General features: G+C 68.0%; 11 protein-coding genes and 1 riboswitch. Of the genes, 6 read left to right on the forward strand and 5 right to left on the reverse strand.

Going from position 1 to position 11,695, the window contains the following annotated elements; all coding sequences use genetic code 11:
• Positions 1-68: 68 nt before the first annotated feature.
• Complete coding sequence (locus tag A5789_RS17405) at positions 69-494, forward strand: nitroreductase/quinone reductase family protein (protein WP_064906142.1); 426 nt, start codon at positions 69-71, stop codon at positions 492-494.
• 24 nt (positions 495-518) lie between these two features.
• Here the strand turns inward: A5789_RS17405 and A5789_RS17410 are convergent, their stop codons facing one another.
• From A5789_RS17410 to A5789_RS17425, 4 genes are all read right to left on the reverse strand, one after another.
• Positions 519-3,131 (reverse strand): LuxR C-terminal-related transcriptional regulator, encoded by a 2,613-nt coding sequence (locus tag A5789_RS17410; protein WP_064906140.1) that lies wholly within the window; start codon positions 3,129-3,131, stop codon positions 519-521.
• A 129-nt stretch (positions 3,132-3,260) separates the two neighbouring features.
• Positions 3,261-4,361 (reverse strand): CaiB/BaiF CoA-transferase family protein, encoded by a 1,101-nt coding sequence (locus tag A5789_RS17415; protein WP_064906138.1) that lies wholly within the window; start codon positions 4,359-4,361, stop codon positions 3,261-3,263.
• A 110-nt stretch (positions 4,362-4,471) separates the two neighbouring features.
• Entirely contained in the window at positions 4,472-5,356 is an 885-nt protein-coding gene (locus tag A5789_RS17420; RefSeq protein WP_064906136.1) for an amidohydrolase, read from the reverse strand.
• Between the two features lie 49 nt (positions 5,357-5,405).
• Positions 5,406-6,809, reverse strand: coding sequence for an FAD-dependent oxidoreductase (locus A5789_RS17425; protein WP_063018734.1), 1,404 nt, complete (start codon positions 6,807-6,809; stop codon positions 5,406-5,408).
• A gap of 266 nt (positions 6,810-7,075) precedes the next feature.
• Between A5789_RS17425 and A5789_RS17430 the strand changes: the two genes are divergently transcribed.
• The 5 genes from A5789_RS17430 (at position 7,076) to A5789_RS17450 (ending at position 10,508) form a co-directional block, all read left to right on the forward strand.
• The gene (locus tag A5789_RS17430; protein ID WP_155525769.1) at positions 7,076-7,507 is read left to right on the forward strand and encodes a hypothetical protein; all 432 of its coding nucleotides are present in this window, start codon (positions 7,076-7,078) and stop codon (positions 7,505-7,507) included.
• A 54-nt stretch (positions 7,508-7,561) separates the two neighbouring features.
• Positions 7,562-7,675: riboswitch (SAM riboswitch) on the forward strand.
• An 18-nt stretch (positions 7,676-7,693) separates the two neighbouring features.
• Complete coding sequence (locus A5789_RS17435; RefSeq protein WP_063018730.1) at positions 7,694-8,116, forward strand: rhodanese-like domain-containing protein; 423 nt, start codon at positions 7,694-7,696, stop codon at positions 8,114-8,116.
• Between the two features lie 40 nt (positions 8,117-8,156).
• On the forward strand, positions 8,157-9,371 hold the full coding sequence (locus A5789_RS17440) for an O-succinylhomoserine sulfhydrylase (RefSeq protein ID WP_064906134.1): 1,215 nt from the start codon (positions 8,157-8,159) through the stop codon (positions 9,369-9,371).
• Between the two features lie 46 nt (positions 9,372-9,417).
• The gene (locus A5789_RS17445; protein ID WP_064906132.1) at positions 9,418-10,044 is read left to right on the forward strand and encodes a type 1 glutamine amidotransferase family protein; all 627 of its coding nucleotides are present in this window, start codon (positions 9,418-9,420) and stop codon (positions 10,042-10,044) included.
• The gene (locus A5789_RS17450; RefSeq protein WP_030516630.1) at positions 10,041-10,508 is read left to right on the forward strand and encodes a MarR family winged helix-turn-helix transcriptional regulator; all 468 of its coding nucleotides are present in this window, start codon (positions 10,041-10,043) and stop codon (positions 10,506-10,508) included. Before A5789_RS17445 ends, A5789_RS17450 begins: the two co-directional genes overlap by 4 nt.
• Positions 10,509-10,571: 63 nt before the next feature.
• On the opposite strand, the gene A5789_RS17455 is transcribed toward A5789_RS17450, so the two are convergent.
• A complete protein-coding gene (locus tag A5789_RS17455) occupies positions 10,572-11,330 on the reverse strand; it encodes an HAD-IIA family hydrolase (RefSeq protein ID WP_051756585.1) in 759 nt (252 codons plus the stop codon).
• Positions 11,331-11,695: the final 365 nt, after the last annotated feature.

Genomic DNA, 11,695 nt, shown 5'->3' on the forward strand with positions numbered 1-11,695 from the left:
CGATGTATGCCCGGGAGCGGAGGCCTACCGTAGACGTCATGACGAAGGGGAGTGGCGGGCGAGACAGCATGGGACACGAACGGAAAGCGTCACCTCCGGCCCGCGATATCCGCCTCCGGCTCGCGGTGCCGGTGCAGCGGTACATCGCGATTCCCGTGGGCAGCCGGGTCGCGCGGTACCTCGGCGGACTCGCCGTACTGGAGACGACCGGGCGGCGCAGTGGTCAGCCGCGGCGGACGCCGATCGGGGGGAGGCTGGTCGGCTCCTCCTACTGGTTCGTCTCCGAATTCGGGCGCGATTCGCAGTACGTGCGCAATATCGTCGCGAATCCCAAGGTGCGCTTGCAGATTCGCGGTGTCTGGCACGACGGCACGGCGGTCCTGCTCGACGACGACGATGCGCGGGCACGGCTGCGCAAGCTCAACCGCGTCAACAGTTCGGTCGTGCGCGCCGTCGGCTCGAACCTGCTGACGATTCGCATCGACCTGGAGTGACTCGGACCGGCCGGGGCGAACGGTTCAGCGCTGTCTGCCTCGCGGTGGCTCGCCGCGCATCAGATCGGCGAGCGCCTCGCGATCGGTGACGTCGAGCTTCATACAGGCCCGATAGAGATGTCCCTCGACGGTCCGCACCGACACCGTCAGCCGATCCGCGATCTGCCGATTGCTGAGTCCGGCCGCGACCAGATTGGCGATTTCGCGTTCCCGCGCGGTGAGCGGAAGTGGTTGTGCCGATTGCCGAAGCGCCGGTGTGCTCGCGCCGCCGCAGGCCGCGGCCAGGCGATTGGCGGTCGCGGCGGATTCGAGCAATCGGCGCCGTTCGCCGTGCCGCTCGTGCGCCGAGGCGGCCTGCGCGGCGGCGTCGGCGGCCGAGAGCAGGGCGCCCATTCGCTCGAATTCCGCTGCGGCATTGTCCAATCCGGGGCCGTCCTGGGAGGCCACGGCCACCGCGTGGCGAGCCTGCACCTGCACCAGCGCGCCGTCGATCCGCGCCGCGATATCGGCGAGCCGCCCGGCCACGGTGCGGTCGCCGAAGCGGGCCGCGGTGTGCAGGGCCATGGCCTCGATCGCGTGCTGGTGGGACCGGGCCGCGGCGTCGGCGGCGCCGATGGCCAGCCGCACGGCCGGGGCGACGGTGCCTTCGGCCGCGGCCTGCCACGCGCGCGCGATTTCGAGCTGCGGTTCGTAGACCGCACTGTGCCGGCCACCGCGCAGCCGCGCCTCGGCGATCGTCTCGGCGGCCTCCGCGGCCCGGCCCAAGGCCGAATAGGCTTCGGCGAGACGAATTCTCGCCGGGAACATCCACGCGGCGGCGCCCTCGGCGGTCAGCGCCGCGAGCGCCTGTTCGAGATTCTCGACGCCCTCCGGGAAGTGCCCCTGTGCCACGTCGACGGTGCCCTGCAGGATCTTCGAGAGCCCCCAGGCCAGATACTGTCCCGGCGCCGAATATCCGAAATAGCCGGAGGCACAGCGACGTGCGGCCTCCAGTTCACCGGTGAAGGTGAGCGCCAGCACCTCCGCGTGCGCGGACATGAAGCGTGTCGGCCCGTCGACCTGCTCCTCGACCTGATGGCCGCGCAGGGTGTATTCGCGCGCGGCCGCACTGCGGCCCATCAGCGCGAGCGCCAGACCGCCGCCGAACGATGCCCACCACACCGCCCAGGCCGGCGCGTCCGGTGTGGACATCACCGCCTCGGCGTCGGTGAAGGCGTCCTCCAAGCGGTTTTCGTTCACCTCGCACGCGGAAGCCAAGCCCCGCAACGTCAGGACGATCTTCGGATGCCGGACCCGGCTGCGCACCAGGGACAGCACCTCGTCGGCCCGGTCGGCATCGCCCATGGCCCACAACAGATTCGAGACGCGGGTGCTGCCCCAGCGGGCCAGCTGCACCTCGTTCAACTGATCCGGATCGAAACTGGCCAGGGTGCGTTCGGCCTCGATGCGATGTCCCTGCCACAGCAGCGCGCGCGCCAGCAGATCCGCGGACTCGACACCGCCTCGGCGCTCCACCGCCGCGCGCGCGAACCGTTCACCGAGGGGGATGTTCGCCAGCCCGATGGCATCGGCCGCGGCCGCCTCGAACAACTCCAGATCCGCGGATTTGTCACTGTCCAAAGCCAATTCGGCCAGCCGGATGCGATCGGAGGCGGATTTGATCGGCCGCTCCCGCAGCGACGAATACAACCGGCCCCGGAGCCGGCGAGCCGAGGCGATACCGAGCCGCCGCCGGATCACCTCGCCGAACAGCGGATGGTTGTAGCGCACCAGCAACTGGTGACCGTTCTCGACAATCCGGATCACGCCACGGGTTTCGGCCTGTTCGACCGCATCCTCGCCGGCCAGTTCGGCCAATACGTCGAGATCGATGGGCTCGCAGAAGGTGAGCAGTTCCAGGACGCGCAGCACCGACTCCGGCAGCTGCTCGACGCGATCCTCCAGCAGTGCCGCCAGTTCCGAGGTCACCGCCGCCCGCCCGCGCAGCTGCCACACCCCGTTGACCTGTCGCAGCGTGCCCGCCTCCAGCGCGCCCTCCACGAGATGACGCAGGAACAGGGCATTGCCGCCCGAGGATTCCCACATCAGATTGGCGGTGAACCCCTCCAGCTGCCCGCCGAGCATGGATTCGACCAGTTCGACGCTCTGCGGTTCGGAGAACGGCGTGAGGTCGATCCGCAGCAGATGCCCGTCCTTCCACAGCGAGGTCACCGCGTCCGGCACCTGCACCCCGCTGCGTACCGTGCAGACGATCCGCGCGGCCTTGTCGATGGCCAACTGCAGCAGCAGTGTTGCCGAGAGCTGATCGAGCAGGTGGGCATCGTCGACGCCGATGATGGTGTCGCCGTCGGACAGCAGCGCCTCCCGCGCGGCGGCCATGAACGTGACCGGGTCGTGTGCGGTGTACACGCCGACCATATGCGCGAACACGCCGAGCGGAATACTGCGTGCGGACTCGGTGCCCGCCACCCAGCGCACACTCCCGCCCACCGCGGCCGTCGCCTGCCGCGCCAGGGTCGTCTTCCCCACCCCCGCGTCGCCGGTCAGGATCGCGCCGACGAATTCGGTGCCGGTCAACGCGGCGCGAATCGACTCCAATTCGCCACCGCGCTCGATCATCGGCCAGTTCCGAGCCATGAAATTACTGTAGTGCCTTGGCGAATTTGCGCGGAATGAACGAACCGCGAACGGCCGCAGCCCTATCCAGCGCAAATGCCGGCGTGCCGGGAACGCCCCGGTGGCGGCGCTCGCCACCGGGGCGCCGCGTCAGTTCGCCCAGATCTCGTCGATGGCCGTGGCGGCCGAGGGAGGCGGGGTGGGGGTGCCGCCCTGGGTGCGGGAGAAGCGCGGGGCGGGGGCGTGCTGGACCACGCCGTCGATCTCGACCAGGGATTCGCGGGCGGTGATATGGCCGTTCTCGGTGGCCTCGGTGAAGGTGAGGACCGGGGTGCAGCAGGCGTCGGTGCCGTCGAAGATCGCGGCCCATTCGTCGCGGGTCTTGGTCTTGAACTTCTCGGTGAACAGCTTGCGCAGCTGATCCTGGCCGTTGGGGTCGAGTTGCATCGGCAGGCTCTCGGGGTCGATCTCGAGACCCTTCAGGAATTCGGCGTAGAACTGCGGTTCGATGCAGCCGACGGCCATGTACTTGCCGTCGGAGGTCTCGTAGGTGTCGTAGAAGGCCATACCGGTGTCGAGCAGGTTGGTGCCCCGCTCGTCCGACCACAGGCCCATGCCGCGCATACCCCAGATCATGTGCGAGAGGGAGAGCGCACCGTCGATCATCGCGGCGTCGATCACCTGGCCCTTACCGGAGATCGACCGCTCCACCAGCGCGGAGAGCACACCCATCACCAGGAACATCGAACCGCCGCCGAAGTCGCCGACCATGTTCAGCGGCGGGACCGGGCGCTCACCCTTGCGGCCGATGGCGTTGAGCACACCGGTCAGCGAGATGTAGTTGATGTCGTGGCCGGCGCGGTCGGCGAGCGGGCCGTACTGTCCCCACCCGGTCATCCGGCCGTAGATCAGGCGCGGGTTGCGCTCGCGGGTGACGTCCGGGCCCAGTCCCATCCGCTCGGTGACGCCGGGCCGGAAACCCTCCAGCAGCACATCGGCCTTGTCGATCAGGCCGAGCACCTTCTCGATATCGGCGGGATCCTTGAGGTTGGCCTCGACGATGGTGCGTCCCCGCCACTGCGGTCGTTCCATGAATCCCGGCAGCTGGCCGGGACGCTGCACGCGCACCACATCGGCGCCCAGATCGGCCAGCAGCAGTGCCGCGTGCGGGCCGGGGCCGATTCCGGCCAGCTCCAGAACCTTGATGCCCGCGAGTGGGCCCTGTCCGGTGGTGGTGGATGAAGTGCTCACGCCCTACCTCGGTTCGTCGTCGATCCTGCGACCGGCGGCGCGCGCCGGTGTTGACACTACGACAATAAGCGGTGGATGTGACGCACGGCATCCGGGTGCGGTGTGCGCGGCTATTCGATGATCCGCAGCGGTCGCGTCCGGTCCGGGGGCTGGTTCCGTTTCGGCGGCTGGGGCAGTTCCGAGCGGCGCAGCCGCAGCGTCGGCGGTTCGGTGCGCGGAATCGGCAGCGTCGGCACGGGATCCTCGGCCGAGCGCACCTTCATCGGCAGCCGGTAGCAGGCGCGGGCGTTGTCCTCGAGCACCCGGTACATATCCGCGCCGACGGCCCGGCCGATGATCTCGATATCGGCATCGCGGAACGGCCGTCCGGCCCGATTGCCCGGCAGATCGGAGCCGAACATCAGCGCACCGGGATTGACCGCGTGCACCCGTCGCATCGCCGATTCCACATCCATCGACACCCGACCGAATCCGGAGGCTTTCACCCGGGCCCCGCGATCGACCAGATTCAGCAGATAGGGCAGGCACTCGTCGGACATGCCCATGTGGTCGATGCTCAGCGCCGGCAGTTTGGAGATGACCGGTTCCAGCGAGCCCAGCATGGATCCGTCGATGTAGAGCTCGACATGCCAGCCGGCGAGTTCGTAGGCGCGCACGGCCTGCATGGTCAGCGTGACGATATCGACCGCGGCGCGCTTGAGATTGAACCGGATGGCCCGCACCCCGGCCCGGTCCAGTTCGATGATCTGCTCGTCGGTGACGTCCGAAGGCAGATTGATCACGCCGACCCAGTTCGGCCCGAGTTCGGCCAGTGCGGCGATCATGAACGTCGAGTCGGTGCCCTGGAAGGACGCACTCACCACCGCACCACCGTCGACATCGAAGTGCGCCATGCGCTTTCGATAGTCGGCGATGGTGTACGGCTCCGGCAGGTAGCCCTGATTCTCGACCAGCGGATACCGCGGGTCGATGATGTGAACGTGTGAATCGAACACGTGATCAGCATGCCTCAGGTCGGTGACGAATGCGGATCCGGCGTGGTGTTCAGACCTTGTGCGGCTCGCTCGCGCGCAGCATGTCCTCGCGTTCGACGACCTTGACCCGCTCGCGGCCCTCGGGCTCGCCGAGCGAGCGCTCGTGGGCGTCCAGGCGGTACCAGCCGGCCCAGGTGGTGAACGGAATGCCCTTGTCCTCGAGGAACTTCGTCACGGCCTCGGGATCGGGTTCGGCGGCCGGGGTGAAGGAGGCGGCGTCGTCGAGCAGGCAGGCGATGGTCTCGTTGGCGTCGCCCTTGGTGTGGCCGATCAGGCCGACCGGGCCGCGCTTGATCCAGCCGGTGACGTAGGTCTGCGGCAGGTAGCGGGCGGTGCCGTCGGCGCCCTCGTCGACGAGCACGCGACCGGCCTCGTTCGGCACGGTGCCGGCCTGGTCGTCGAACGGCAGCTGCGGGATGTTCTGCGACAGGTAGCCGACGGCGCGGTACACGGCCTGGACGTCCCAGTCCTTGTAGGTTCCGGTGCCCTTGACGTTGCCGGTGCCGTCGAGGGTGGTGCGCTCGGTGCGCAGGCCGACCACCTTGCCGTCCTCGCCGATCAGTTCGGCCGGGGATTCGAAGAAGTGCAGGAACAGCTTGTGCGGGCGGTCGCCGACGTCGCGAATGGCCCACTGCTCGAGGGTGTTGCAGACCATGTCGACCTGCTTGGAGTGGCGGCGCGCGGCTTCCGAGCCCTCGTCGTAGTCGATGTCCTCGGGATCGACGATCACCTCGATATTCGGCGAGTGATCGAGTTCGCGCAGTTCCAGCGGGGTGAACTTGGCCTGGGCGGGACCGCGGCGGCCGAAGACGTGCACCTCGACGGCCTTGTTGTTGCGCAGGCCCTCGTAGACGTTCGGCGGAATCTCGGTGGGCAGCAGTTCCTCACCGGTCTTGGCGAGCACGCGGGCCACGTCGAGCGCCACGTTGCCCACACCGAGGACGGCGACCTTCTCCGCGTCGAGCGGCCAGGTGCGCGGCACGTCCGGGTGGCCGTCGTACCAGGACACGAAGTCGGCGGCGCCGTAGCTGCCGTCCAGTTCGATACCCGGGACACCCAGGGCGCGGTCGGCGTTGGCGCCGGTGGAGAAGATCACCGCGTCGTAGAAGCGGCGCAGGTCCTCGAGGTCGATGTCGCTGCCGTAGTCGATATTGCCGAGCAGGCGGACCTGCGGCTTGTCGAGCACCTTGTGCAGCGCGGTGATGATGCCCTTGATGCGCGGGTGGTCGGGTGCGACGCCGTAGCGGATCAGACCGAACGGGGCCGGCATGCGCTCGTAGAGGTCGATACTCGCCTCCACGTCGGACTTCATCAGCGCGTCGGCGGCGTAGATTCCGGCCGGTCCGGCACCGACGATCGCGATGCGCAGGGGGCGGTCGCCCGCGCCGCTATTCGTTCCAGCGTGTTCGGTCATTTCTACGCGCACCCTTTGGTCGAAAACTCTCGTCTTGTCAGCCGTCCTTCTTAGCTTAGGCTAAGTTGACGTGCGGGCCGGGCGCCTGCCCGACTGCTCCGCCGATGCTGCCTCGTTGCCGCGCGGAGCTCTCCCGATCCGTGCACCGGATGTGGCCGGAGTTCTGGTGATTCTATCGGTGGCACACACCGCCGCTATTCCCGGTATCCGCGCGAAAATGCGGGCGTGATCTTCGACACTTGGACCCGCCGGGGATGATGCAGGGCATGAATGATCCGGCTACCTCGATCGATCAGCGCGACACGACGCGGTCGGCGAAGCCGTTCCTGATCGCCGCGGCCATCGCCGTCCTGGCGGTGCTCGCCGTCGTCATCCTCGGAATCACCCGCCCGGCTGAGAACAATCTCACAGATCCGGATCGGGTCGCCATCGCGGCGCGCAACTTCGCCACGGCGAGAAGCGATTCCGACGCCGACCGGCGCAAGACCACCGAATGCACCGGGTTCGACGAGAAGAAGTCGCCGCTGGGCGCCGACTCGGCGGGCAAGAAGGTGGAGATCGCCGGAGTCGAGGCGGTGCACATCGACGGCGACCGCGCGACGGCGTCGGTGACCAGCCGGATCGACGGTCGCCAGTCCGCGGCGAACTGGAATTTCAGTCGCGAGAACGGCACCTGGCTGGTGTGCGTCAACCCCTGAGCCGCCGCTGTCCATGTTTGACAATCGGGCCTGTGACCAGGCATTCTCGGTTCAGGTCATGAGTACCAGCGGTAAGCCCCGGCTCGCTGGTCGGCAACCCTCCTCCGCGGTGGGGTGCTCCGGGTGACGACCTGGCCGCGGTCCGACCGGACGCGGCAAGTGCGGATTCCGTAGGAGGTTCGACAAGTGAGCTACGCCGGTGACATCACGCCCGGGCAGGCGTGGGAGTTGTTGCGCGACAATCCGGATGCGGTGCTGGTGGATGTGCGCACCGAGGCCGAATGGCGGTTCGTCGGAGTGCCCGACACCACCTCGATCGAGCGGCCGACCGCCCTCATCGAATGGGTCGACGGCACCGGCGCACCCAACCCCGTATTCGTGGAGCAGTTGAAGCAGGTGCTGGCCGATCGCGCGGGCGACAGCGATGCCCCGGTGATCTTCCTGTGCCGGTCCGGGCAGCGTTCGATCGGTGCGGCCACGGCGGCGACGGCGGCCGGTTTCGCGCCCTCCTACAACGTGCTCGAGGGTTTCGAGGGTCCGCTGGATGCCGAGGGGCATCGCGGCGGCACCGGTTGGCGCGCACTCGGCCTGCCGTGGCGGCAGTCGTGAGCGAATCTGTTGTGCGGCAATTCTTTTCGTGGAGGCAGTCATGATCACCGGCGGTGCATTCGATCGGCCGCTGCCCGAGGGGGTGGGACCGGCGACCCTGGGCGTGCGCGGCGGGCTGCGCCGCTCCGGGTTCGAGGAGACCTCCGAGGCGCTGTATCTGTCGTCCGGATTCGTCTACGAGAGCGCCGAGGCGGCCGAAGCGGCCTTCACCGGCGATATCGAGCATTTCGTCTATTCGCGCTACGGCAATCCGACGGTCGCGATGTTCGAGGAGCGGATGCGGCTGCTCGAGGGCGCCGAGGCGTGCTTCGCCACCGCCAGCGGCATGTCCGCGGTGTTCACCGCGCTGGCCGCGCTGCTCGGGCAGGGAGACCGGCTGGTGGCCGCGCGCAGCCTGTTCGGTTCCTGTTTCGTGGTGTGCAACGAGATCCTGCCGCGCTGGGGCGTGGAGACCGTCTTCGTCGACGGTGAGGATCTCGACCAGTGGGAGCAGGCGCTCTCGCAGCCGACGGCCGCGGTGTTCTTCGAAACTCCCTCGAATCCGATGCAGACCCTCGTCGACGTGCGGCGGGTGAGCGAACTGGCCCATGCCGCCGGCGCGAAGGTCGTGCTGGACAACGTGTTCGCGACGCCGCTGCTGCAGCGCAGTCTCGACCTCGGCGCCGATGTGGTGGTCTACTCGGGCACCAAGCACATCGACGGACAGGGTCGCGTCCTCGGCGGTGCGATCCTCGGCACGAGCGACTACATCAACGGGCCGGTCAAGAATCTGATGCGCCACACCGGCCCGGCGCTGAGTCCGTTCAACGCCTGGACCCTGCTGAAGGGACTGGAGACGATGCCGCTGCGGGTGCGTCAGTCGACGCAGTCCGCGCTGGCCGTCGCCGAGTTCCTGGAACAGCATCCGGGCGTGGCCTGGACGAAGTACCCGTTCCTCGCCTCGCATCCGCAGCATGAGCTGGCGACCGCGCAGATGTCCGGCGGCGGCACCGTGGTGACCTTCGAACTCGCCGCGGGCCCCGACGAGGGCAAGAAGCGGGCCTTCGAGGTGCTGAACCGGCTGCGCATCATCGACATCTCCAACAACCTCGGCGACGCCAAGACCCTGATCACGCATCCGGCGACCACCACGCATCGTGCGATGGGTCCGGAAGGCCGTGCGGCGGTGGGACTCACCGACGGGGTGCTGCGCATTTCGATCGGTCTCGAGGATGTGGAGGATCTGCTCGGTGATCTGGAGCAGGCGCTGAGCTGACCGCCGGGCGTTGACAGTATGCTGTCAATCATGACAGCATACTGTCATGACTCAGACGGTTCATGTGGCGGTGTACGACACGTTCGCGGATTGGGAGCCGAGCTACGTGACGGCCGGCATCAATCGCCCGTTGATGCAGCGCGAGCCGGGAAGCCGGCAGATTCGCACGGTCGGCGCCACCTCCGCGCCGGTCACCTCGATGGGCGGGTTGCGCGTGGTTCCCGATCTCACTCTGGACCAGCTCTCCCCGGCCGACAGCGCGATGCTGATCCTGCCCGGCGCCGACATCTGGGAGGACGGGCAACTCGCGCGGTTCGCCCAGGCTGCAGAGGACTTCCTGAAGGCCGGCGTACCGGTCGCGGCGATCTGCGGTGCGACCTACGGCCTGGCGAAACAGGGCCTGCTCGATGCTCGTCCGCACACCGGCAACGCGGCGGACAATCTCGCCTCGACCGGATATTCGGGAGCGCACCACTATGTGGACGAGCCGGCGGTGACCGACGGCGATCTGATCACCGCGAGCGGCATCGCACCGATCGACTTCGCACGCCACATCTTCGCGCGGCTGGATCTGTTCGAGCCGGCCGTCCTGGATGCGTGGTATCGGCTCTACGCGGACCGGGATCCGAGCGGGTTCTTCGCCCTGCAGGCCGCGGCGGTCGAGCCGGCATGAGCCGCGGTGACGCCGAACTGTTCTCCGCGGCGGCGATCACGACCTTCAAGCTGAACGGCCAATTCCTCACGATCGCAGAGGAATTGGCGAAACCGGCGGAGATCACCGCGGCCTGGTGGCAGGTGCTGGGTGCGGTGCTGCACGAACCGCTGCCGGTATCGGGGATCGCGCGGGAGATGGGTATCACCCGCCAGAGCGTGCAGCGCATCGCGGATCTACTGGTGGGCAAGGGATTGGCCGAATACCGGCCGAATCCGTCGCATCGCCGCGCGAAGCTGGTGGCGATCACCGATGCGGGCTACGCTGCCGTCCGCCGGATCACCCCGAAGCATGCTGTCATGGCGAAACAGCTTGCGCGACAATTGGGTTCGCAGCGTTTCGCCGAAGTGGTGGATGCGCTGGGTGATCTGTCGGCCGCGCTGGAGGCGCTGGAATCCGGGGAGCGCGGCGGAAGTCCGGACTGATGGGTTCCTGCGCCGGAAAGTACCGTGCCGGCGGACCTCCGGTGCGCCGGCCCGACTTCCCGCTCAGGCCGCGAACGGATTCTCGGTGCGGCCCACGAGATCGGCCACCGAATCGATCACCAGCGTCGGCCGGTACGGGAACTGTTCCATCGACGCCCGGGTGGAGATCCCCGAGGTCACCAGGACCGTGCGCATGCCCGCCTCGAGTCCGGCGATCACATCGGTGTCCATCCGGTCGCCGATCATCACCGCCGACTGCGAATGCGCGCCGATCTGCCGCAGCGCCGAGCGCATCATCAGCGGATTCGGTTTCCCCACGTAGTACGGGTCGCGCCCGGTCGCCCGGGTGATCAGCGCGGCCACGGAACCGGTCGCGGGCAGCACGCCCTCACGGGAGGGCCCGGTGGGGTCGGGATTGGTGGCGATGAACCGGGCGCCGCGTTCGACCAGCCGGATCGCGGTGGTGATCGCCTCGAACGAATAGGTTCGCGTCTCACCGAGGACGACGTAATCAGGATCGCTGTCGGTCAGCACGTAGCCGATCTCGTGCAGGGCGGTCGTCAATCCCGATTCGCCCACCACGTATGCCGTCCCGCCGGGACGCTGCTCGTTCAGGAAGGTGGCCGTCGCGGTTGCCGAGGTCCAGATCGAGGACGCCGGAATGTCCAGCCCGATCCGGCGCAGGCGGGCCTGCAGATCGCGCGGGGTGCGGATGGAATTGTTGGTCAGGACCAGGTACGGAATCTCGCGCTCGGTCAGCTCCGTCAGGAACGCATCGGCGCCGGGAATGAGGTGGTCCTCGTGCACCAGCACGCCGTCCATATCGGTCAGGTAGGACAGAATCGGTTCGCTGTCGGCAGTCACGAGCCAATTGTGGGCTATCGGCGGTAGCGATGTGATGTTCCGGTAGGTCGTACGCGCGGCGGCCGCGGAATTCGCTCTGGTTATGGTCGAATGCGACCGCAGCTTGCCGCGCTGTGGACAGTCGGGACAGGAATTCGGGACACCCGTCCGGCGCTGCACTCGGTCGACGCGGTCGTCTCCCGCCCGGGAGCCGGCCCAAGCACGCACGTGACGGCGAACAGGAGTGGCGCAGTGAGTGATCTCAAACTGGGATACAAAGCGTCGGCAGAACAATTCGGACCACGCGAGCTCGTCGAGCTCGGCGTTCTGGTCGAAGAACACGG

Origin of the sequence: Nocardia sp. 852002-51101_SCH5132738 (genome assembly GCF_001665695.1) — a bacterium.
Classification (GTDB): domain Bacteria; phylum Actinomycetota; class Actinomycetes; order Mycobacteriales; family Mycobacteriaceae; genus Nocardia; species Nocardia nova.